Raw genomic sequence first — 21,094 nt, forward strand, 5'->3', positions numbered from 1 at the left:
ATGGTATTGCGGCCTTTGTCCCTTACCGGGGAGCAAGGCCGCTGACATCGGCCGGCTGCGCGGCGATCCCGCGTAACGGCCCCGAACGAGGAGTGTCCATCGATGACGATCGACTCCGTGCGCGGCGCGCCCGACACCCCTGAGCTCGCCCGACCCGAGCTCGTCCAGTTGCTCACCCCCGAAGGGGAGCGCGTCGAGCATCCCGACTACCCCCTGGACCTCAGCGCCGAGGACGTCCGCGACCTGTACCGCGATCTGGTGATCGTGCGGAAGATCGACCTGGAGGCCGTGGCGCTCACCCGGCAGGGCGAGCTCGGCATCTGGGCGTCCCTGCTGGGACAGGAGGCGGCGCAGATCGGGTCGGGGCGCGCCCTGACCGAGAACGACATGGTGTTCCCGACCTACCGGGAGCACGGTGTCGCCTGGTGCCGGGACGTGGAGCCGCTGAAGCTGCTCGGCCTGTTCCGGGGCGTGAACCACGGCGGCTGGGACCCCGCGGAACACGGCTTCCACCTCTACACCATCGTGATCGGCAGCCAGACGCTGCACGCGACCGGGTACGCGATGGGCATCCAGCGCGACGGTGTCCTCGGCACACCGTCGGCGGGCGCCACCATCGCCTACTTCGGCGACGGCGCGACATCGCAGGGCGACGTGAACGAGTCGTTCGTGTTCGCCTCCGTGTTCAACGCGCCGATCGTGTTCTTCTGCCAGAACAACCAGTGGGCCATCTCCGAGCCCCTGGAACGCCAGTCGAGGATCCCGCTCTACAAGCGCGCGCAGGGCTACGGCTTCCCGGGCCTGCGGGTGGACGGGAACGACGTGTTCGCCTGCCTGGCCGTGACCAGGAAGGCCCTGGAGAACGCCAGGACGGGCCAGGGCCCGACGCTCATCGAGGCGTTCACGTACCGGATGGGCGCCCACACCACGACGGACGACCCCACGCGCTACCGGCTGAAGGCCGAGGAAGAGGCCTGGAAGCTCAAGGACCCGATCGAGCGCGTCAAGGCGTACCTGGTGCGCGGTGACCTGGCGGACGCGGCCTTCTTCGACAAGGTCGACGACGAGGCCAAGCAGATGGCCCGCGAGCTGCGCGAGGCGTGCCTGGCGCTGCCCGACCCGGAGCCGCTGTCGATGTTCGACCACGTGTACGCCGACCGGCATCCGCTGATGACCGAGGAGCAGGAGCGGTTCGCCGCCTACCTGGCGTCGTTCGAGGAGGAGGCGAAGTGACCACCCTGACCCTCGGCAAGGCGTTGAACGAAGGCCTGCGCAAGGCCATGGAGAACGACCCGAAGGTCCTCGTCATGGGCGAGGACGTCGGGAAGCTCGGCGGCGTCTTCCGGATCACCGACGGCCTGCAGAAGGACTTCGGCGAGGAGCGCGTCATCGACACCCCGCTCGCCGAGTCCGGCATCGTCGGGACGGCGATCGGGCTGGCGCTGCGCGGCTACCGGCCCGTCGTGGAGATCCAGTTCGACGGGTTCGTGTTCCCCGCCGCCGACCAGATCATCACGCAGCTGGCGAAGATGCGGATGCGCTCGCTCGGCAAGGTGTCGCTGCCGGTCGTCGTCCGGATCCCGTGCGGCGGCGGCATCGGCGCGGTGGAGCACCACTCGGAGTCGCCGGAGGCGTACTTCACGCACACGGCCGGCCTGCGGGTGGTGGCCTGCTCGAACCCGGTGGACGCGTACGCGATGATCCAGCAGTCGATCGCCTCCCCCGACCCGGTGGTCTTCTTCGAGCCGAAGCGCCGGTACTGGGAGAAGGCCGAGGTCGACGTCGACTCCACCGACTGGGCGCCGCTGCACGAGGCGAAGGTCGTCCGGCCGGGCGAGCACGTCACCGTGCTGGCGTACGGGCCGTCGGTGAAGACGTGCCTGGAGGCGGCCGCCGCGGCGTCCGAGGAGGGACGCTCCCTGGAGGTCATCGACCTGCGCTCGCTCAACCCGCTCGACATCGGCGCCGTGACGGACTCGGTGAACCGGACCGGGCGCTGCGTCGTCGTCCACGAGGCGCCGGTCTACAGCGGGTTCGGCGCCGAGCTGGCCGCGCGGATCACCGAGCGGTGCTTCTACCGGCTGGAGTCGCCGGTGCTGCGCGTCGGCGGGTTCTCCACGCCGTACCCGCCGTCCCGCATCGAGGACCAGTACCTGCCCGACCTCGACCGCATCCTGGACGCGGTCGACCGGACCTTCGCGTGGTGACGCCCGTGAGCCAGCCGAAACTGTTCAAGCTGCCGGACGTGGGCGAGGGCCTGACCGAGGCCGAGATCGTCAAGTGGCACGTCCAGCCCGGCGACACCGTCGAGGTCAACCAGACGATCGTGGAGATCGAGACCGCGAAGGCGATCGTGGAGCTGCCCTGCCCGTTCGAGGGCGTGGTGGCCGAGCTGCTGGTCACCGAGGGCCAGACCGTGGACGTCGGCGTGCCGATCATCTCGGTGGACGCCGAGGGCTCGGGCGGCGTGGCGACCCCGGTGTCCGAGCCGCCGGCGCAGGCCGCGGCGATGCGCGAGGAGGGCGTGCCGACGGTCAACGAGCCCGGCATGGTGTCGCCCGAGGAGAAGCCGAAGCGCCAGCCCGTCCTCGTCGGCTACGGGGTCAAGGAGGGGGCGACCAGGCGGCGCCCGCGCAAGGCGGCCAACGGCACGGCCTCCGCCGCCGCGTCCACCGCCGCGCCCGCCGCCTCGCCGGCCCCCGCGCCGGCTCCGGAGAAGCCGCTGCCGGCGCCTCGTCCGCAGCCCGGGGGCGACGGGCTGCCGCTGGCGAAGCCGCCCGTCCGCAAGATGGCCAGGGACCTCGGGGTCGACCTCGCGTCGATCACGGGGTCGGGCCCGCAGGGGTCGATCACGCGCGAGGACGTCCTCGCCGCGCAGGCCGGGGCCCAGTCGCACACCCAGGCGGCGTCCGCGCGGGCGCGTCCCGTCCAGGCGGGGCCGCGCGAGGAGCGGGTGCCGGTCAAGGGCGTCCGCAAGGCGACCGCGGCGGCGATGTCGTCGTCGGCGTTCACCGCCCCGCACGTCACCGAGTTCCTCCAGGTGGACGTGACGCGGACGATGGAGACAATCAAGCGGCTCCGCGAGCTGCCCGAGTTCGCGGACGTGAAGGTGTCGCCGCTGCTGCTGGTGGCGCGCGCCCTGCTCACGGCCGTGGCGCGGAACCCGATGGTGAACTCCACGTGGGCGGACGGCCCGGACGGCGCGGAGATCGTCGTCAAGCGCTACGTGAACCTGGGGATCGCGGCGGCCACCGACCGCGGCCTGCTCGTCCCCAAGGTGAAGGACGCGCAGGACCTCGACCTGCCCGGCCTGGCACGCGCGCTCGCCGACCTGACCGAGAAGGCGCGCGCGGGCAAGGCGACACCCGCCGACCTGTCCGACGGGACGATCACGATCACCAACGTGGGCGTGTTCGGCGTGGACACCGGGACCCCGATCCTCACCCCGGGCGAGGCGGCGATCCTGGCGTTCGGCCAGATCCGGGACATGCCGTGGGTGCACGAGGGCGAGCTGGCGATCCGCAAGGTCACCACGCTGTCGCTCTCGTTCGACCACCGCATCGTCGACGGCGAGCTGGGCTCGCGGGTCCTGCGCGACGTCGGCGACATGCTCGAAGACCCGATCCGCATGCTCGCCTGGAGCTGAGGACCGTTCCGAGGGGCCGGCGCGGGACGCGCCGGCCCCTCGGGCGTCTCAGGGCCGGGGCGGGTTGTCGCCGTCGTACATGCGCTCGTCCCGCCCGCTCTGGAAGCGCGGGCCGCGCTGCTGCATGCGGGACATCATCAGCAGCTGGAGCGCGAACGACACCCCGCCGACGATGATCAGGATGACCCCGATGATGTGGATGTCCACCGGGTCGGTCATCGCGTCCGGTTTGATCGCGAACTTGAGGATCAGCCCGAGCGTGATCGTGAAAACACTGACGCCGACACCCATGTGCTGACCTCCGCCGGACGATCCGATGCCGTGTCTTTTAACTATCCGTTCGGATCGTCCGTCACACGTCGGAGGCGTGGTCTACGAGACGGGAACCTTCTCGGCCTTGCCGAAGGGACCCGCGTCGAAGGTGACGGACTTGATGTCGCCGGGCGGCGCGAGCAGGTAGACGAAGCCGCGGACGGGCTGATTCACGGCGGTGCGGAACACCGCGCGGCCAGGGTCGACGTAGGCGCTGGGACTGCCCGGCACGGCGGGTCCGACGCGAACGGCGCGGTAGACGTCCTTGCCACCCGGCACCTGGACGGAGAACGAGCCGAACACGGCTCCCGGGTAGGTGGTGTTCGGGTAGGACGCGTCCGGCGGCGTGGTGCCGGGGCCTTCGTTCACGATGTCGAACACGGCGACGAGGTAGGCGCCGTCCTTGTAGAAGGGCTTGACCTCCAGGCGCCGCTTGTCGGCACCGAAGCGCGCGGTGAGGGTCTTCACCGTCCCGCCGTCCTGCGCGCGGAAGGCGGCCGGCGTCCCGGTGCCCGCCGCGGTGCTCTTGAGCTGGTAGGAGATGTCGAGCCCGTTGCCGCCCTGCTTGCCGGTCGCCGTGTAGGTGAAGTCGTCGCCGAGCCGCGACTTCATCTCCTTCATGACGGCGTCGGCGCGCTCCTGGGACAGCTTCTGGTCGCCCGCGTGCCCCTCGAACGTCAGCGCGCGCCCCGCCTTCGCCTTGATCTCCTGCGCGGCGCCGTCCAGGGCGGCCTTCGCGCGGCTCGACAGCTTCGCCGAGTTCGTCTCGAACAGCACGTCGCCGCCCAGGCTGACCGTCACGCCCGAACCGCTGGACGCGACGGTCCCGTTCTCACCCTCGACGATGCCGAACAGGTCCGCAGGATTCCCGCTCTGCGCACCCGTGGAGGGCGTAGGGGACGTGGACGTCGACGTGGAGGGGCTGGGCGAGGTCAGGCTGGACGGCGTGGAGGCCATGAACGGCTCGGCGCCGACAGACGGCTCGGCCCCGACCGAAGGCGCGGACGACGACGGCGTGCTCGACGGTGCCGACGACGTGGGCGGCGTAGTGGGCGCCGAGGACGGCGTCCCGGTGCCGCTGGTCACCGGAATGCCGGTGAACTCCCCCGCCGTCCCGGGCGTGATCAGGGTGACCTTCTGGACGGTCGACGGGATCGGCGGGTACTCGGCGGCCATCTGGCGGATCGTGCCGGGCGTGAAGCCCTCGCCGCTCGTCGTGCCGGTCGGCTTGTAGAGCTTGCGCCCGACCGGGTCGAGGATCGCGATCTCGAAGGGCACGGACTTCGCGGACGAGTCCAGCGACGTGACGCTGTACCGCAGCACCGACTTCGACGCCTGCCGTTCGACGCCCTTGACGTCCACCCGGGCGTGCAGGCCGTCCGCGCCGCCGAACCAGCCTTCCTTGGAGTACGCCCCCACGCTCTGCGCGGCAGGCGCGGAGCCGCCGGCGCGGACCGTGGGAGGGGCGACGTTCTGGGCCCGGTCGGCGTCACCGCAGGCGGCGGCGAGGAGGAGCCCGGCGAGGGCGGCGGCGAGGGGCAAAGGGCGCATCGGCCATCCGGTCGGGGGGAAACGGACGGGGAACGCGGCCCAGATTAGTGAAACGCCCACCGCCCCGCCATCACTCCGCCGCGGCACGGGCCCGGGCAGGGTTGAACTGGCCCGCGACCAGGGCGGCGAGAGCGAGGGCGAACCCGGCGACCTGGACGACCGTGAAGGCCTCGCCCACCAGCAGGACACCAAGGAGCGCGGCGACGAGCGGGGACAGCAGGCCGAGCAACGCCGCCGCAGTGACGGGCAGCCTCCCGATGCCCCGGAACCACAGCATGTAGGCGATCACTCCGCCCACGGTGGCGAGCCAGAGGTAACCCGCGACGGCCGGCGCGTCCACACGGGCCGGAACGCCCTCGAAGACCAGCGTCAGCGGAAGGAGGAACAGCCCGCCGCTGGAGAGCAGCCATCCGGTGAGCGTCAGCGGGCTTACTCCCGCGGGCCGTCCCCAGCGCTTGGTCAGGGTGACGCCGGTCGCCATGGACACCGCGCCGCCGAGCCCGGCGACAATGCCCACCGGGTCGAGTCCCGCGCCGGGACCGATGACAACAAGGCCCACGCCGACCACACCGGCCGTCCCCCAGGACAGCCGCCAGGACGAGGGCGACTCCCGCAGGACGGCGACGGCCAGCCCGGCGACGATCAGCGGCTGGACGGAGCCCAGCGTGGCCGCCACACCGCCGGGCAGCCGCTCGGCGGCCAGGAAGAGCAGCGGGAAGAACGCGCCGATGTTGAAGATGCCCAGCACGGGGGCCTTCCACCACCAGTCGCCGCGCGGCAGCGTCCGGGACAGCGCGACGGCGAGCAGGCCGAGCGGCAGCGAGCGCATCAGCGCGGCGAACAGCGGCCGGTCCGGCGGCAGCAGCTCGGTGGTCACCGCGTAGGTCGTCCCCCAGGCCATGGGCGCGAGGGCGGTCGCGGCGACAAGGGCGAGCAGCTTGAACGGGGGCCGTGAAAGCGAAGGAGTGTTCGGAGCAGTGATCGTGGTCATGCAAGAAGTCTCAGCGCCCACCCATCAATGCGTCCAACACATGGTTCTCATCCCATCAATCGCGAACTAAGATCGATCGATGGACCTGCAGCAACTCCGCTACGTCGTCGCGGTGGCGGAGACCCGCAACTTCACCCGCGCCGCCGAGCGGTGCTTCGTGGTGCAGTCGGCGCTGAGCCACCGGGTCGCGAACCTGGAGCGCGAGCTCGGCGTGAAGCTGTTCGCCCGCACCAGCCGCCGGGTCGAGCTCACCCCCGCCGGCGCGGCGTTCCTTCCCGCGGCCCGCCAGGCGTTGGAGGCGGCGGACCGTGCGGTGGCCGAGGCCGCCGCCGCGGTGGGCCTGGTGCGCGGACGGCTCGCGGTGGGCGTCATCCCCACCGCCGCGGCCGTCGACATGCCCGCCGTCCTCCAGCACTTCCGCCAGCGGCACCCCGAGGTACGGATCAGCCTCCGCGTAGGCGGAAGCGACGAGCTGACCGCGCAGGTGGCGTCCGGCGAACTGGACGTCGCCGCGCTGGGCCTCCCCGAAGGCGACCGCCCTCGCGGCGTCCAGGTCCGCGAACTGGCCCGCGACCGACTCGTCGCGGTCGTCCCACCCACTCACGCCCTAGCGGGCAAGACCCGTGTCGGTCTCGAAAGGCTCGCCGAGGAGACCTTCGTCGACTTCCCCGCCCACACCCCCGGCCGCGCCCAGAGCGACCGAGCGTTCGCCGCAGCAGGCCTAGCCCGCGACGTCGCATTCGAGGTAATGGCCCCGGACCTACTGACCCGCATAGTCCGCCAAGGCCTAGCAATCGCCCTCCTACCCTCCGCCGTAGCAGGAATCGCCCCAGACCTGTCAGCGATCCAAGTGATCAACGGCCCCCGCCGCGTCGAGTACCTGGTCTGGAGCGAGTTCAACCCGAGCCCCGCCACCCACGCCTTCCTAGCCTCCCTAGACGAGGTCACCCCCCACCCGGCCTAGCGCCCTCCGACCGTCACACATGGGTGCGCTGTTCCGCGAGCGTCTCGACGTCATGCTTGAAGACCGCCAGCGGGCGTTCTGATGCCTCCGCCAGCCGAAGGCCCCCGCCGGAATCCGGCGGGGGCCTGTGGGCGGGCGGTTAGAAGGCTTCTTCGGGGAGGTCCATGACGTCCAGGTTGGTGGCCTCGGTGATGGCGCGCTCGGAGGCCAGGCGGGGGAGGACGGTCTGGCAGAAGAACTGCGCGGCCGCGACCTTGCCCGTGTAGAACGCCTTGTCGGAGCCGGAGACGTCCCCGCCGCCGAGGGCGGTCAGCGCGACGTCGGCCTGGCGGAGGAGCAGCCAGCCGACGATGAGGTCGCCGAGGGCGAGCAGCAGCCGGGACGAGTTGAGCCCGATCTTGTACAGCTCCTTCGGGTTCTCCATCGAGCCGAGCGCCCAACCGACCATCGGGTCGATGATGCCCTGGACGTCGTCGAGGGCGCGGCCGAGCAGGGCCCGCTCGTTCTTCAGCCGCCCGTTGCCGGCCTCGGACTCGGCGAACGTCCTGATCTCGCCGGCGAGCACCTTCAGCGCCTCGCCGTTGTCGCGGAGGATCTTGCGGAAGAACAGGTCCTGGCCCTGGATCGCGGTGGTGCCCTCGTACAGGGTGTCGATCTTGGAGTCGCGGATGTACTGCTCGATCGGGTAGTCCTGCAGGAAGCCGGAGCCGCCGAGGGTCTGCAGCGACTCGGCGCCGAGCAGCGCGTAGGCCCGCTCGGAGCCGAAGCCCTTCACGATCGGCAGCAGCAGATCGTTGATCTTCTCGGCGGTCTCGTCCTTGCGGCCCTCGTGCTCGGCGAGCTGCACGGCGTCCTGGTAGGACGCGGTGAGCAGCACCAGCGCGCGCATGCCCTCGGCGTAGGCCTTCTGCGTCATGAGGCTGCGGCGGACGTCCGGGTGGTGGGTGATCGTGACGCGCGGAGCGGTCTTGTCCGTCATCTGCGTCATGTCGGCGCCCTGCACGCGCTCCTTGGCGTACTCCAGCGCGTTCAGGTAGCCGGTCGACAGGGTCGCGATGGCCTTGGTGCCGACCATCATCCGGGCGTACTCGATGACGAGGAACATCTGCCTGATGCCCTGGTGAACGTCGCCGACCAGGTAGCCGATCGCCGGGTGCTTCTCGCCGAAGGTCAGCTCGCAGGTCGTGGAGACCTTCAGGCCCATCTTCTTCTCGACGTTCGTCACGTAGGCGCCGTTGCGCTCGCCCAGCTCGCCGGTCTCCAGGTCGACCAGGTACTTGGGGACGAGGAACATCGACAGGCCCTTGGTGCCGGGGCCGGCGCCCTCGGGACGGGCCAGCACCAGGTGGAAGATGTTCTCGGCCATGTCGTGCTCGGCCGAGGTGATGAAGCGCTTGACGCCCTCGATGTGCCAGGTGCCGTCCGGCTGCCGGACGGCCTTGGCGCGCCCGGCGCCGACGTCGGAGCCGGCGTCCGGCTCAGTCAGCACCATCGTGGCGCCCCACTGCCGCTCAAGGGCCAGCTCGGCGAACCGCTTCTGCTCGGGCGTGCCGATGTGCCACAGGATCTGCGCGAAACCGGGGCCGGAGGCGAACATGTAGACGGCCGGGTTGGCGCCCAGCACCTGCTCGGCGACCGCCCAGGTCAGGGAGCGGGGGGCGCCGCTGCCGCCGAACTCGGGGGCGAGGTCGAGGCGATACCATTCGGCGTCCATCAACGCCCGGAACGACTTCTTGAAGCCCTCCGGCATCGTCACCGTGCCGGTGGCGGGGTCGAACACCGGGGGGTTGCGGTCGGCGTCCTCGAAGGAGTCGGCGATCGGTCCCTCGGCCAGCCGCTTCACCTCGTCGAGGATGCTGCGCGCGGTGTCCTCGTCCAGCTCCGCGTACGGGCCGCTGCCGAGGAGGTCCTGGCGCCTGAACACCTCGAAGAGGTTGAACTCCAGGTCCCGGAGGTTGCTCTTGTAGTGCCCCATTCGAGACTCCGTCTGGTCCGGCGGCGGCCGGGGGCCCCGCTTCGTACTGGTTAGTAACTCGACATCATGCTACCCGCTGGTAACCAGTGGCAACCACCCCGGATCCCCCTGAATCTGGGGGACGCAGGCCACATCGATACCACGCCCGGACGTCCCGCGTGAGCCACGTCACCCGGGTCGCGGGCCGACCCACCGGGCCCGCCGATCCACGACCGGCGGGTTCGTCCCGCGGGCCCCACCCGGCTACAGCCGCCCCGCACGTGGTGGCAAGATCGAGCGGGCGCGAACACACCCGCGGTGCACGAGGAGGTGCGCAATGCAGCAGGAGGAGTCGGAGGCGCCGAGGCTGACCGTCATCGGCACCGGCTACCTCGGCGCCACGCACGCGATCTGCATGGCCGTGCTCGGCTATGAGGTCCTCGGCGTGGACGTCGACCGGCGCAAGGTCGAACGGCTGGCGTCCGGCGAGGTCCCGATCTTCGAACCGGGGCTGCCGGAGCTGCTCACCAAGGCGCTCGACTCGGGCCGGCTCCGCTTCACCACCTCCTTCGCGGAGGCCGGGGAGTTCGGGGACGTCCACTTCGTCTGCGTCGGCACCCCCCAGCAGGAGGGCTCGGACGCCGCCGACCTGTCCTACGTCGACGCCGCCGTCCGCTCCCTCGCACCGCACCTGCGCCGCCGCGCCCTCGTCGTCGGCAAGTCCACGGTGCCGGTCGGGACGGCCGCGCGCCTCACCGGCCTCGTCCAGGAGCTCGCGCCCGCCGGCACCGACGTCGAGCTGGCGTGGAACCCCGAGTTCCTGCGCGAGGGCTTCGCCGTGGACGACACGCTGCGTCCCGACCGGCTGGTGTTCGGCGTCGCGTCCGACTGGGCGGACGCGCGGCTGCGCGCGGCGTTCAAGCCCGTCCTCGACCTCGGCACCCCGGTGGTCCGGACCGACCTCGCCACCGCCGAGCTGGTCAAGGTCGCGGCGAACTCGTTCCTGGCCACCAAGATCTCCTACATCAACGCGATGGCGGAGGTCTGCGAGGCGGTCGGCGCGGACGTCAAGGACCTCGCCGACTCGCTGGCGCTCGACGACCGGATCGGCGGCAAGTTCCTGCGTCCCGGCCTCGGCTTCGGCGGCGGCTGCCTGCCCAAGGACATCCGGGCGTTCGCGCACCGCGCGGAGGAGATCGGCGTCGGCCAGGCGGTGTCGTTCCTGCGCGAGGTGGACGACATCAACCGGCGCCGCCGCGCCCGCACCGTCGACCTCGTCCGGGAGCTGCTCGGCGGCGACTTCGCCGGGAAACGCATCGCCGCGTGGGGCGCCGCCTTCAAGCCCAACTCCGACGACATCCGCGACGCGCCCGGCCTGGACGTGGCGCGCACCATGCACGGCCTCGGCGCGGACGTCCGGATCTACGACCCGGCCGCGCTCGGCAACGCCCGCAGGGCGTTCCCCGAGCTGCGGTACGGCGACAGCGCGATCGACGTCGCGCGAGACGCCGACGTCGTCGTCCTGCTGACCGAGTGGTCGGACTTCCGGGAGATCGACCCGGCGGCGCTGGCGGACGTCGTCCGCCACAAGCGGGTCGTGGACGGACGCCACGCGCTCGACGCCGTCACCTGGCGGAAAGCGGGGTGGGAGTACCGCGCGCTGGGACGTCCCAGCGCGGGAACAGGCGGCGCCTAGGGGCCGTTGACGAAGACGAGGGCATGCTCAGGCGTTCCCTCCCGGACGAGGTGCGTCGTACCCGGCAGGCGAAGACGGCGCGTGACCGCAGCCGTCTCGTACCGGGAGCAGAACCATGGCCTGGATCCTCGTCATCGTCGCCGGCCTCTTCGAAGTCGCGATGGCCCTGTGCCTGAAGGGCAGCAAGGGCTTCACCGAACCGCTGCCGTCCGCCGGGTTCGCGCTGTTCGCCGTGACCAGCTTCGGCCTGCTCAGCCTCGCCCTGAAGAACCTCGACGTCGGGACCGCCTACGCGGTCTGGGTCGGCATCGGCGCCGTCGGGACGGCCGCGCTCGGCATGGCGCTCATGGGCGACCAGGTCTCCGTCCTCAAGGTCGCCGCGCTGGCGTGCATCATCGCCGGCGTCGTCGGCCTCAACCTGGCCGGGGGCGGCCACTGAGGCGGCCGTTCGCAGGTCGCCGCGACTTCCCGGAACGTAGTCTCCCGTGACAGCGTCTATGGGACGAGAGCGCGGGGAGTCGCTCGAACACGGGAGGACGGACCTTGGTCTTCAAGAAGCTGCGTCAGGCGATGGGCATCGGCGGCCCCTCGATCGAGACGATCCTGCAGAATCCGAACACGTCGCCGGGCGGCGTCGTCACCGGTGAGATCACCATCATCGGCGGCCAGTTCAACTCCGACATCAAGGCGGTGAACCTCGCCCTGCGCACCCGGGTCGAGGTCGAGTCGGGCGACAACGAGTACTCCTCCAACCTGGAGTACGCCAAGATGCCCGTCGCCGGCGGGTTCAGCCTCCAGGAGGGCGCGCGGCACAGCGTCCCGTTCCAGTTCCCCATCCCGTGGGAGGCGCCGCTGACCCACATGTACGGGCGGCCGCTGCACGGCACGACCGTCGGGATCGCGACGGAGCTGGAGGTCGCGGGCGCCGTCGACCCGGGCGACCTCGACCCGATCGCCGTCCACCCGCTGCCCGCGCAGGAGCGCATCCTCGCGGCCTTCTCCAACCTCGGCTTCCAGTTCCGCAACGCCGACTGCGAGAAGGGCCGCATCTGGGGCGTCCACCAGGAGCTCCCCTTCTACCAGGAGATCGAGTTCTACCCTCCGGGCCAGTACGCGCGCGGGATCAAGCAGCTCGAAGTGACGTTCGTGTCCTACCCGCAGTCGATGGAGGTCGTGCTGGAGCTCGACAAGCGCGGCGGGGTCTTCACCGAGGGCCACGACGCGTTCAGCCGGTTCACGGTCGACTACGCGACCGTCGAGCAGACCAACTGGGAGCAGCAGCTCGACGGCTTCCTCCAGGACGCCGGACGCCGCCGCGGCTTCTTCTAGCCACCCCCGGGATCCCCTCCGCGATGTTGATCGCGGAGGGGATCTCCGCGTAGAAAGAGGTTCCGTGCCCCAACCCCCCGGACTCAACGACGCGGAACGGCGCCTCTGGAACGCGTTCCCCACCGGCTCGACCGTCGTGCTCGGCGACGACCGACCCGCCGGCCCCGACCCCGAGCGGATCGTCCGCGCGGAGATCATCACCCGGCTGCTGCTCGGGGCGTGCGAGACCCGTCCCGGCGCGGTCGCGGCCGTCCGGCTCCAGGGCGCCTACATCACGGGGCAGCTCGACGTGTCCGGCGGCGACGTCCAGTACGAGCTGCTCCTGGCGGAGTGCCGGCTCGTCGAGGAACCGGACTTCTCCAACGCCGACACGCGGCAGCTGCGGTTCTCAGGTTGCTGGATGCCCGGGTTCGACGGCGGCGGGCTCCGCGCGGACGGCTACCTCAGCATGTCCGGGTCGGAGATCGACGGCGAGGTGCGGCTTCCCCGGGCGCAGCTGAGCGGCGGCCTGCGGATGAACGGCACCCGCATCACCGCGTCCGAGCCGGACAAGTGGGCGGTGTTCAGCGGGGGGCTCGTCGTGGACGTCGGCGCCTTCATCCGGGACGCCGAGATCACCGGCGGGGTCCGGTTCGTCGGGGCCCGCATGAACGGCGGCCTGTTCATGGAGCGGACCACGCTGTCCAACCCGGGCCGCATCGCGCTGGACGCGCAGAACATGATCGTCGAGGACACCGCCGAGTTCAGCAACGGCTTCACCGCCCTCGGCACCGTCCGGCTGCGCAGCGCCCGCTTCGCCGGCATCCTGTCGTTCTCCCGGGCGCGCCTCGACTCCGGAGACCCGGCCCGGATGGCGCTGCACGCCAGCCACATCCAGGCGGACGAGCTGCTGCTCTGGCCGGAGGAGCGGATCAAGGGCCGGGTGTCCCTCTCCTACTCCCGGATCGACCTGATCATGGACCATCCGGACGTCTGGCCGGACGAGCTGTACCTGAACGGCATGACGTACCAGACGCTGCGCAACGCCAAGTTCAAGGACCGGCTCGACTGGGTGTCACGGGACAAGGAGTTCCATCTCCAGCCGTACGAGCAGCTCGCCGCCTGGTACCACGGCATCGGCCACGACGACCTGGCCCGCAAGGTGCATCTCGCCAAGCTGCGGGCGCGCCGCCGCGGCCTGAACCCGGTCGGCAAGGCGTGGAACCACCTGCTCGACTGGACGGTCGGGTTCGGGTACCGGCCGTGGCTGGCGTTCGCGTGGTTCGCCGCCCTGCTGGCCATCGGGACGACGGTGTTCTCGATAGAGCATCCGCGTCCGATCAAGCCGGGCAACGAGCTCCCGACGTTCCACGCGCTGATCTACACGCTGGACCTGCTGATCCCGCTGGACACGTTCGGGCAGCAGCTGTCCTACGACGCGGTCGACTGGTCCCGCTGGGTGGCCTACGGGCTCGTCACGACGGGCTGGGTGCTGGCCACGGCCCTCATCGCGGGCGCGACGCGGGTGCTGCGGCCGAACTAACGCGCGGCCCCCGGCGTCCACCGGGGTAGGGGATCGACGAGAATGGAACGCCATGGGCACGTATCTGATCACGGGGGCCACCGGCGGCATCGGCACGGCGGTGGCCGAGCTGCTGCGTGAGCGCGGGCACGACCTCCTCCTCGCCGGCCGCTCTCCCGAGCGCCTGGACAAGCTCGCCGCCGCGCTGCGCGGCGGAGCGAACGCCGCCACCCAGGTCATCAACCCCGGCGCGGTCGCCTCGCCGCCGCGGGCCGCGGGCATCGCCACCATCCCGCTGGACCTGACGGAGCCGCGCCGCATCGAGGCGGCCCTCGCGCTGGCGGGGATCCCCCCGCGGCTCGACGGCCTGATCCACACGGCGGGGATGGTGCATCTCGGGCCGGTCGCCGAGATGGAGGCCGACGAGTGGATGGAGCACCTGTCGGTCAACCTGGTGTCGGCGGCGGAGATGACCCGGCTGCTGCTGCCCGCGCTGCGCGCCGCCGGGGGGCACGTCGTCTTCGTCAACTCCACCGCCGGGCTGCGCGCCAACCCGGAGTGGTCGGCGTACGCGGCGAGCAAGTACGGCCTGCGCGCGCTCGCCGACTCGCTGCGCGCGGAGGAGCCGTCCCTGCGCGTCACGAGCGTCTACCCCGGCCGGACGGCCACCCAGATGCAGCGGAGCGTCCGCGCCCAGGAGGGCCACCCCTACGCCGAGGACGACTTCGCGGCCCCCGGCACCGTGGCGCGCGTCCTCGTGGCCGCGCTGGAGACGCCCCGCGACGCGGTGGTCTCGGACGTCACCGTCAGGCCGAACTAGTGTCCCTGCGCAGCACCCACGAGGCGAGGACGCCGCCGAGCAGCCCGAACAGGTGGCCCTGCCACGAGATGGTCGGGTCGCTCGGGATGACGCCGAACAGCATCGTCCCGTAGACGGCCACGACGGCGACCGCGATGCCGATGTCGAGCAGCCGCCGCTCGAAGACCCCGCGGCCGACGAGGTAGCCGAAGAAGCCGAAGATCAGGATGCTGGAGCCGAGCGTGTTCGCGGAGCTGATGAACCACACGCCGAGCCCGCCGACCACGATGATGATCAGGCTGGCGACGAGGAACTTCACGATCCCCCGCGCCGCCGCGATGAACCCGAGAATGAGGAACGGCACCGTGTTGGCCATCAGGTGCCCGAAGCCGCCGTGCATGAACGGCGCGGTGAAGATGTCCGGCAGGTCGTCGACGTCCCGCGGCTGGATCCCGAACCGGTCGAGCCACCCGTCGCTCGTGTAGTCGACCGCCTCCAGCACCCACATCACGGCGGTCACGGACAGGATCAGCACGCCCGCCGAAAGCGCGCGAGCGCCGTGCGTGGCGAGCGATTCGGAACGCTGCCGGTCGGGGGTATAGCTCATGTCAGCCACCGTAAGTCTGGACGTCCCTGCATCGTCAACGCACGGGCCCCCCGGAAGGTGCCAGGGAGCGCTTCCGGCATGACCTGCCGAACAGCCGGCTCGTGGGAAAAGTGGCCCTCGTCCCCTGGGCGGCGTCCCCTAGGCGGCCGAGGCGTGCTCCGGCTCCGAGGCGTCCCCGCGGACCACGATGACGGGCAGCGGGCGCCGCGCGGGGGCGTCGGCGGTCCGGCGCAGGTAGCGGCGCTCCTCGGGGGTCGTCCCGCCCCAGATGCCGTCGGGCTCGCCGACCTTCAGGGCCCACGCGAGGCAGTCGGCCTTCACCGGGCAGTTGGCGCAGATCGCCTTGGCGGCGTCCTCCTGCGCCTGGAGCACCGGCGCGGAGTACCCGATCGGGAAGAACAGGTCAGGATCGGCGCCGCGGCAGATGGCGTGGTCGGTCCAGTGTTCCTCGTTCTCGTTGTTGTGCATTGGATCTCCCTGCGCGGCGACGAGACCACCGTGCAGTCCGGAGGTGGTCTCCACTCAGCGTAGTACTACAACTCGTAGTACTACAAGACATACGTGAACGTTGCAAATTAGCGCCCCGATAACCTGGGAGTGTGCAGAGTGATCAAGAAGTGACCTTCCGCGATGCGACCGTGGACGATCTGCCCCAGATCGTCCGGCTACTCGCCGACGATCCCCTGGGCGCCACGCGCGAAACACCGGGAGAGGACATCCCGGAGGCCTATTTCTCCGCCTTCGCCGCGATCGACAAGGACCCCAACAACACCGTCGTCGTCGCGGAGGCCGGCGGGCGGGTCGCCGGCACGCTCCAGCTCACCTTCATCCCCGGCCTCACCTACACCGGCGGCGAGCGCGCGCAGATCGAGGGCGTCCGCGTCGCGGCCGAGTACCGCGGCGCCGGCCTCGGCCAGCAGATGATCAACTGGGCCATCGACCGGGCCCGCGCCCGCGGCTGCCGCGTCGTCCAGCTCACCACCGACCGCCAGCGCCCCGACGCGATCCGCTTCTACCAGAAGATCGGCTTCCGCCCGTCCCACATGGGCATGAAGTACCACCTCACCTGAGAGCCTCCTGCCGGCGCACCGTCATGGGGCCGCCCGGTGGCCCGCACTCTGCCCCTGTAGCGCCCTTACCTGCCGCGGCGTCCTCCCCCGGTCATCCGTACGCGGCGTGACGGTCAAGCGTACGGAAGGTTTCTTTTGCCGATCATCTCGGCGTGAAATGCTGGTCACCTGCGTGGTGTGCGCCGTGTCATCGATCAGCCCGGAGGAGCAGAGCGTGACCGAAAGGCATCTGGAGATCGAGCAGAAGTACGACGCCGCGGCCGCCTTCGCCCTGCCGGACCTGGACGGGCTGCCGGGCGTGGCGTCGATCGGGGAGCCCGAGGTCCACGAGCTGCACGCCACCTACTTCGACACCGCCGGCCTGCGGCTCGCCGCCGCGGGGATCGCGCTGCGCCGGCGGCGGGGCGGGCACGACGCCGGCTGGCATCTCAAGGTGCCGGCCGGGCCGGACGGCAAGGAGGAGCTGCGGGCTCCGCTCGGCCGGCCGCTGGTCGTGCCGGCGCGGCTGGCCGGGCTGGTCGCGGCGCGCACGCGCGGGGCGGAGCTGCGCCCCGTCGCGACGCTGGAGACGCGGCGGACGGTCGTCCGGCTCCTCGACGCGGACGGCGACCTGCTCGCCGAGGTCGCCGACGACCTGGTGACCGGGCGCGGCGAGCAGGACGCCGAGCCGCGGCACTGGCGGGAGATCGAGGTCGAGCTGGGGCCGCGCGGCACGCCGGAGCTGCTGAAGGCGGCCGGCAAGCGGCTGCGCAAGGCCGGGGCGAAGAAGGCCAAGTCGTCGTCCAAGCTGGGGCGGCTCCTCGGCGCCGCGATCGTGCCGTCGGAGGAGGCGGCGCAGCGGGCCGCGGCCAGGTCGCGGCTCACGGAGGCCACCTCCAACGGGAAGGCGCCGTCGATCACCACGGGCGAGGTCGTGCTGGCCTACCTCGCCGAGCAGGTCGAGGCGGTCCTCCGGTACGACCCGAAGGCGCGGCTCGGGGAGGAGGACGCGGTCCACCGGATGCGGGTGGCGGTCCGCCGGACGCGGAGCGCCCTGCGCAGCTACCGTCCCGTCCTCGACACCGAGCGGACCGTGGAACTCGGCCCCGAGCTGCGGTGGCTGGCGCAGGTCCTCGGCGAGGTGCGCGACCTGGAGGTGCTGCGCATGCGGTTCCGGGACGCACCGGCCTTCCTGCTGGACGATCTGCGGCGGCAGGAGGGCGCCGCGTACCGGCGGCTGAACGCGGCCCTGAAGGACCAGCGGTACTTCACCCTCCTCGACGAGCTCGACCGGCTCGTCGCCGACCCGCCGTTCGCGATGGGGGCCGAGCGGAAGGCCCGCAAGGAGCTTCCCGGGCTCGTCACCCGCGCGTGGGACCGGATGGCCAAGGAGTACGGGTCGATCAGGACGGCCCGCGACCCCGACTACGCGCGCCACGAGACCCGCAAGGCCGCCAAGCGCGCCCGGTACGCCGCCGAGCTGGCGGTCCCGGTGCTGGGGGTGGCGGCCAAGCGGGTCGTGAAGGACGCCAGGCGCATCCAGGAGGTCCTCGGCGACTACCAGGACGGCGTGATCGCCATGGAGCACCTGGAGAACGCCGCCGGACGCGCGAGGACGACCGGGGAGGCGTTCACGCTCGGCGCCCTCTACGGCAAGGAGAAGTGCGAGGCCGAGGCCGCCCGGGACCGGCTCGCGACTACGTGGTCCCAGACGCTGGGGCCCTCGTTCTAGAGCCGTCCGTTCTGGGGCCGTGCCGCTCCAGGGCGGCCATCGAGCCGCCCGCCAGGTGTGCGGTCCAGAACTCGCCCTTCCGCAGCTCCGGGTCCTCCGGCACGTCCTCGCCCAGCTTCGCGCACAGCCCGCCGATGAGCTCGGAGACGACCTCGCCGTGCGTGCAGACGACGGTCGGTTCCCCGGCCAGGGCGAGCAGCCGCTCCACGGCCTGTTCCGGGTTCGTGTCGCCGACCGTGAACGCCGGCTCCGTCACGATGGACGTGCGGGCCAGGCGCGCGTAGGGCAGCACGGTCTCCAGGCAGCGCGCCGTGGTCGAGCTGACCACCCGCATGGGCCCGTAGGAGTGCAGCAGGGCGGCGAGGGCGGCCGCCTCCGCGCGGCCCGCCTCGTCCAGCGGGCGCAGCTCGTCGGCGTCCCGCCACGCGTGCTTCTCCCCAGCGCTCGCGTGCCGCAGGATCACGAGCGGCGACGTGCGGGCGGGGCCGCTCAGGAAGCCGCGCAGCAGGTCGGCGTCGTGCCGGTAGCTGAGCCTGGCCTCCGCCTCGTCCGCGGGCAGCCAGACCACGTCGTCGACCTCGTCGTTGGGGATGAACGCGCTCTCGGCCGCCGGGCGGGCGGCCCAGTAATCGACCTCCTTCACGCGGTCCCCGACGGGATAGGTGATGGTCGGCAGCCGCCGCCCGAGGCGCGGGACGATGCCCGTCTCCTCCTCGGTCTCGCGGACGGCGGCCCGCAGGAGGTGCTCGCCGCGGTCGGCCTTGCCCTTCGGGAACGACCAGTCGTCGTACCGGGGGCGGTGGATCAGCGCGACCTCCGGTCCGTCGCGCCACAGCAGGGCGCCCGCCGCCCGGATGACGCCGGGCCCGGGGTCAGCCATCGATCGTCCTCCAGCGGCGGGTCTTGACGAGGTGGGTCTGGATGTCGAGCAGGGTCTCGCCGGGGCGGGGCCGGTTCCGCGTCCAGGTGCCGTCGCCGGCGAGCGTCCACGCGTGGGTGCCGTCGTCGGGGGCGAGGTCGAGCAGGTCGAGCAGCCCGTCGCGCTGCGCCCGGTCGGTGACGGTGACGAGCGCCTCGACACGGCGGTCCAGGTTGCGGTGCATCAGGTCGGCGCTGCCGATCCACACCTCGGGCTCGCCGCCGTTCTCGAACGCGAACACGCGGGAGTGCTCCAGGAACCGGCCGAGGACGCTGCGCACCCGGATCAGGTCCGACAGGCCGGGCACGCCGGGACGGAGCGCGCAGATGCCGCGGACCCAGACGTCCACCGGCACCCCGGCCCGCGACGCCCGGTACAGCGCGTCGATGACCACCTCGTCCACCAGCGAGTTGCACTTGATCCGCACCCGCGCGGGATGCCCGGCCCGCCGGTTGTCGATCTCGTGCTCGATCCGCTGGACGAGCCCGGACCGCAGGTTGTTCGGCGCGACGAGCAGCCGGTGGTAGGAGCTCTGCCGCGAGTAGCCGGTGAGGTGGTTGAACAGGGCGCTGACGTCCTCGCCCACCTCGGGGTCGGCGGTGAGCAGCCCGAAGTCCTCGTACAGGCGGGCCGTCTTCGGGTGGTAGTTGCCGGTGCCGATGTGGCAGTAGCGGCGCAGCTGGCCCTCGGCGTCCTGCCGGACGATCAGCGCGAGCTTGCAATGCGTCTTCAGCCCGACGAACCCGTAGACGACGTGGCAGCCGGCCGTCTCCAGCTTGCGCGCCCACGCGATGTTGGCGCGCTCGTCGAACCGGGCCTTCAGCTCGACGACGACCACCACCTGCTTGCCGGCCTCGGCCGCGCTCATCAGCGCGTCCACGATCGGGGAGTCGCCGCTCGTCCGGTACAGCGTCTGCTTGATCGCGAGGACGCGCGGGTCGGTCGCCGCGTCCTCGATCAGCCGCTGGACGGTCGTGGTGAACGAGTCGTACGGGTGGTGGACGAGGACGTCGCGCTCGCGGATGGCGCTGAAGATGCTCGCGTCCTCAGGAAGCGCCTCCTTGGACGGGACGAAAGGGGGGTACTTCAGCTCCGGACGGTCGAGGTCGGCGATGGCCGCGAGCCCGCCGAGGTCGAGCGGCCCGGCGACGCGGTAGATCTGCCCCTCGTCCACCGCCAGCTCGGAGGTGAGCAGCTCCAGCACCCCCTCGGAGATCGACTCCTCGACCTCCAGGCGGACGACCGGGCCGAACCGGCGGCGCAGCAGCTCGCGCTCCAGGGCCTGCAGGAGGCCCTCGCTGATGTCGTCGTCGATCTCCAGGTCCTGGTTGCGGGTGACGCGGAACGCGTGGTGCTCGACGACCTCCATGCCGACGAACAGCTGCCCGAGGTGGGCGGCGATGACGTCCTCCAGCGGCGTGAACCGGTCCGGGGACGCCTCGATGAAGCGCGGCAGCAGCGGGGGCACCTTGACCCGGGCGAACATCGTGGCGTCCGTCTCCGGGTCGCGGACGATCACCGCGAGGTTCAGCGACAGGCCCGAGATGTAAGGGAACGGGTGCGCCGAGTCGACGACGAGCGGGGTGAGGACGGGGTAGATGCGGTCGCGGAAGAGGCGCCGCAGCCGCTCCTGCTCGGTCTCGGCCAGCTCGTCCCAGCGCAGGATGTCGATGCCCTCGTCGCCGAGCGCGGGCCGCATCTCGTGCCGGAAGCAGGACGCCTGCCGCAGCATCAGCTCGTGCGCGACCTCCCCGGTGCGCGCCAGCACCTCGCGGGGCTGCCGGCCGCTCGCGGACTGCACGGCGAGCCCGGTCGCCATCCGGCGGGCGAGGCCGGCGACGCGCACCATGAAGAACTCGTCCAGGTTGCTGGAGAAGATCGCCAGGAAGCGGACGCGTTCGAGCAGCGGGAGGTCCGGGTCCTCGGCCAGTTCCAGGACGCGCTGGTTGAATCTCAGCCAGCTCTCCTCCCGGTCGAGGAAGCGGTCATCGGGCAGCGCTTCGGACTGCTGGGGGAGGTGTTGTCCCGGATTAACGGTCATGCC

General features: G+C 71.5%; 19 protein-coding genes and 1 riboswitch. Of the genes, 11 read left to right on the plus strand and 8 right to left on the minus strand.

The features are described from left to right. Positions 1-102 precede the first annotated feature (102 nt). From pdhA to K8Z49_RS27065, 3 genes are read left to right on the plus strand one after another with little or no spacing between them, the layout of a single operon-like run. The gene (pdhA, locus tag K8Z49_RS27055; protein WP_021599209.1) at positions 103-1,233 is read left to right on the plus strand and encodes a pyruvate dehydrogenase (acetyl-transferring) E1 component subunit alpha; all 1,131 of its coding nucleotides are present in this window, start codon (positions 103-105) and stop codon (positions 1,231-1,233) included. Next, complete coding sequence (locus K8Z49_RS27060) at positions 1,230-2,207, plus strand: alpha-ketoacid dehydrogenase subunit beta (protein ID WP_021599210.1); 978 nt, start codon at positions 1,230-1,232, stop codon at positions 2,205-2,207. The genes pdhA and K8Z49_RS27060 overlap by 4 nt, the downstream gene beginning before the upstream one ends. 5 nt (positions 2,208-2,212) lie before the next feature. Next, on the plus strand, positions 2,213-3,646 hold the full coding sequence (locus K8Z49_RS27065) for a dihydrolipoamide acetyltransferase family protein (RefSeq protein ID WP_412515545.1): 1,434 nt from the start codon (positions 2,213-2,215) through the stop codon (positions 3,644-3,646). 48 nt (positions 3,647-3,694) lie between these two features. Here K8Z49_RS27065 and K8Z49_RS27070 read toward each other — a convergent pair whose 3' ends face one another. The 3 genes from K8Z49_RS27070 to K8Z49_RS27080 form a co-directional block, all read right to left on the minus strand. Further along, positions 3,695-3,937, minus strand: a complete 243-nt coding sequence (locus tag K8Z49_RS27070; protein WP_021595482.1) for a DUF6458 family protein — start codon at positions 3,935-3,937, stop codon at positions 3,695-3,697. Between the two features lie 81 nt (positions 3,938-4,018). After that, entirely contained in the window at positions 4,019-5,509 is a 1,491-nt protein-coding gene (locus K8Z49_RS27075; RefSeq protein WP_143118765.1) for an OmpA family protein, read from the minus strand. A 70-nt stretch (positions 5,510-5,579) separates the two neighbouring features. After that, positions 5,580-6,500 carry an EamA family transporter gene (locus tag K8Z49_RS27080; protein ID WP_021595484.1) on the minus strand — a complete coding sequence of 307 codons (921 nt, stop codon included), beginning with the start codon at positions 6,498-6,500 and terminating at the stop codon, positions 5,580-5,582. A 79-nt stretch (positions 6,501-6,579) separates the two neighbouring features. Here K8Z49_RS27080 and K8Z49_RS27085 point away from each other — a divergent pair, with 79 nt between their 5' ends. Then, positions 6,580-7,464: a LysR family transcriptional regulator gene (locus K8Z49_RS27085; RefSeq protein ID WP_021595485.1), complete on the plus strand. Its 885-nt coding sequence runs from the start codon at positions 6,580-6,582 to the stop codon at positions 7,462-7,464. Between the two features lie 139 nt (positions 7,465-7,603). On the opposite strand, the gene K8Z49_RS27090 is transcribed toward K8Z49_RS27085, so the two are convergent. Then, positions 7,604-9,439 carry an acyl-CoA dehydrogenase gene (locus tag K8Z49_RS27090; protein ID WP_412515546.1) on the minus strand — a complete coding sequence of 612 codons (1,836 nt, stop codon included), beginning with the start codon at positions 9,437-9,439 and terminating at the stop codon, positions 7,604-7,606. 316 nt (positions 9,440-9,755) lie between these two features. Between K8Z49_RS27090 and K8Z49_RS27095 the strand changes: the two genes are divergently transcribed. The 5 genes from K8Z49_RS27095 (at position 9,756) to K8Z49_RS27115 (ending at position 14,764) form a co-directional block, all read left to right on the plus strand. After that, positions 9,756-11,114 (plus strand): UDP-glucose dehydrogenase family protein, encoded by a 1,359-nt coding sequence (locus tag K8Z49_RS27095; RefSeq protein WP_021595487.1) that lies wholly within the window; start codon positions 9,756-9,758, stop codon positions 11,112-11,114. A 25-nt stretch (positions 11,115-11,139) separates the two neighbouring features. Beyond that, a riboswitch (guanidine-III (ykkC-III) riboswitch) is annotated at positions 11,140-11,198 on the plus strand. Positions 11,199-11,229: 31 nt separating this feature from the next. Beyond that, positions 11,230-11,553 (plus strand): DMT family transporter, encoded by a 324-nt coding sequence (locus K8Z49_RS27100; protein WP_021595488.1) that lies wholly within the window; start codon positions 11,230-11,232, stop codon positions 11,551-11,553. Positions 11,554-11,657: 104 nt separating this feature from the next. Beyond that, positions 11,658-12,443, plus strand: a complete 786-nt coding sequence (locus K8Z49_RS27105; RefSeq protein WP_021595489.1) for a sporulation protein — start codon at positions 11,658-11,660, stop codon at positions 12,441-12,443. A gap of 64 nt (positions 12,444-12,507) precedes the next feature. Further along, the gene (locus tag K8Z49_RS27110; RefSeq protein ID WP_412515547.1) at positions 12,508-13,965 is read left to right on the plus strand and encodes a hypothetical protein; all 1,458 of its coding nucleotides are present in this window, start codon (positions 12,508-12,510) and stop codon (positions 13,963-13,965) included. Positions 13,966-14,017: 52 nt separating this feature from the next. Further along, on the plus strand, positions 14,018-14,764 hold the full coding sequence (locus K8Z49_RS27115) for an SDR family oxidoreductase (protein ID WP_021595491.1): 747 nt from the start codon (positions 14,018-14,020) through the stop codon (positions 14,762-14,764). Here the strand turns inward: K8Z49_RS27115 and K8Z49_RS27120 are convergent. Both K8Z49_RS27120 and K8Z49_RS27125 read right to left on the minus strand, forming a co-directional pair. Next, positions 14,751-15,350, minus strand: coding sequence for a rhomboid family intramembrane serine protease (locus K8Z49_RS27120; protein ID WP_021595492.1), 600 nt, complete (start codon positions 15,348-15,350; stop codon positions 14,751-14,753). The genes K8Z49_RS27115 and K8Z49_RS27120 overlap by 14 nt on opposite strands. Positions 15,351-15,488: 138 nt before the next feature. Next, complete coding sequence (locus tag K8Z49_RS27125) at positions 15,489-15,818, minus strand: WhiB family transcriptional regulator (protein ID WP_021595493.1); 330 nt, start codon at positions 15,816-15,818, stop codon at positions 15,489-15,491. A gap of 149 nt (positions 15,819-15,967) precedes the next feature. Here K8Z49_RS27125 and K8Z49_RS27130 point away from each other — a divergent pair, with 149 nt between their 5' ends. Then, entirely contained in the window at positions 15,968-16,420 is a 453-nt protein-coding gene (locus K8Z49_RS27130; protein WP_021595494.1) for a GNAT family N-acetyltransferase, read from the plus strand. A 214-nt stretch (positions 16,421-16,634) separates the two neighbouring features. Then, positions 16,635-18,131, plus strand: a complete 1,497-nt coding sequence (locus tag K8Z49_RS27135) for a CYTH and CHAD domain-containing protein (RefSeq protein ID WP_024934217.1) — start codon at positions 16,635-16,637, stop codon at positions 18,129-18,131. Here the strand turns inward: K8Z49_RS27135 and K8Z49_RS27140 are convergent. Both K8Z49_RS27140 and K8Z49_RS27145 read right to left on the minus strand, forming a co-directional pair. Further along, positions 18,097-19,011 (minus strand): NUDIX hydrolase, encoded by a 915-nt coding sequence (locus K8Z49_RS27140; protein WP_021595496.1) that lies wholly within the window; start codon positions 19,009-19,011, stop codon positions 18,097-18,099. The two genes, K8Z49_RS27135 and K8Z49_RS27140, sit on opposite strands and share 35 nt — an antisense overlap. Beyond that, positions 19,004-21,091 (minus strand): RNA degradosome polyphosphate kinase, encoded by a 2,088-nt coding sequence (locus K8Z49_RS27145; protein ID WP_111830779.1) that lies wholly within the window; start codon positions 21,089-21,091, stop codon positions 19,004-19,006. The genes K8Z49_RS27140 and K8Z49_RS27145 overlap by 8 nt, the downstream gene beginning before the upstream one ends. Positions 21,092-21,094 lie beyond the last annotated feature (3 nt).

Origin of the sequence: Actinomadura madurae, assembly GCF_047130825.1 — a bacterium.
Taxonomy (GTDB): Bacteria; Actinomycetota; Actinomycetes; order Streptosporangiales; family Streptosporangiaceae; genus Spirillospora; species Spirillospora madurae.

Bases quoted from the DNA above. Each gene is read 5' to 3' on its own strand.
- K8Z49_RS27100 (WP_021595488.1), top strand. From the start codon at position 11,230: ATGGCCTGGATCCTCGTCATCGTCGCCGGCCTCTTCGAAGTCGCGATG.
- K8Z49_RS27125 (WP_021595493.1), bottom strand. From the start codon at position 15,818: ATGCACAACAACGAGAACGAGGAACACTGGACCGACCACGCCATCTGC.
- K8Z49_RS27095 (WP_021595487.1), top strand. From the start codon at position 9,756: ATGCAGCAGGAGGAGTCGGAGGCGCCGAGGCTGACCGTCATCGGCACC.
- K8Z49_RS27140 (WP_021595496.1), bottom strand. From the start codon at position 19,011: ATGGCTGACCCCGGGCCCGGCGTCATCCGGGCGGCGGGCGCCCTGCTG.
- K8Z49_RS27090 (WP_412515546.1), bottom strand. From the start codon at position 9,439: ATGGGGCACTACAAGAGCAACCTCCGGGACCTGGAGTTCAACCTCTTC.
- K8Z49_RS27115 (WP_021595491.1), top strand. From the start codon at position 14,018: ATGGGCACGTATCTGATCACGGGGGCCACCGGCGGCATCGGCACGGCG.
- K8Z49_RS27085 (WP_021595485.1), top strand. From the start codon at position 6,580: ATGGACCTGCAGCAACTCCGCTACGTCGTCGCGGTGGCGGAGACCCGC.
- pdhA (WP_021599209.1), top strand. From the start codon at position 103: ATGACGATCGACTCCGTGCGCGGCGCGCCCGACACCCCTGAGCTCGCC.
- K8Z49_RS27070 (WP_021595482.1), bottom strand. From the start codon at position 3,937: ATGGGTGTCGGCGTCAGTGTTTTCACGATCACGCTCGGGCTGATCCTC.
- K8Z49_RS27145 (WP_111830779.1), bottom strand. From the start codon at position 21,091: ATGACCGTTAATCCGGGACAACACCTCCCCCAGCAGTCCGAAGCGCTG.
- K8Z49_RS27080 (WP_021595484.1), bottom strand. From the start codon at position 6,500: ATGACCACGATCACTGCTCCGAACACTCCTTCGCTTTCACGGCCCCCG.
- K8Z49_RS27120 (WP_021595492.1), bottom strand. From the start codon at position 15,350: ATGAGCTATACCCCCGACCGGCAGCGTTCCGAATCGCTCGCCACGCAC.
- K8Z49_RS27075 (WP_143118765.1), bottom strand. From the start codon at position 5,509: ATGCGCCCTTTGCCCCTCGCCGCCGCCCTCGCCGGGCTCCTCCTCGCC.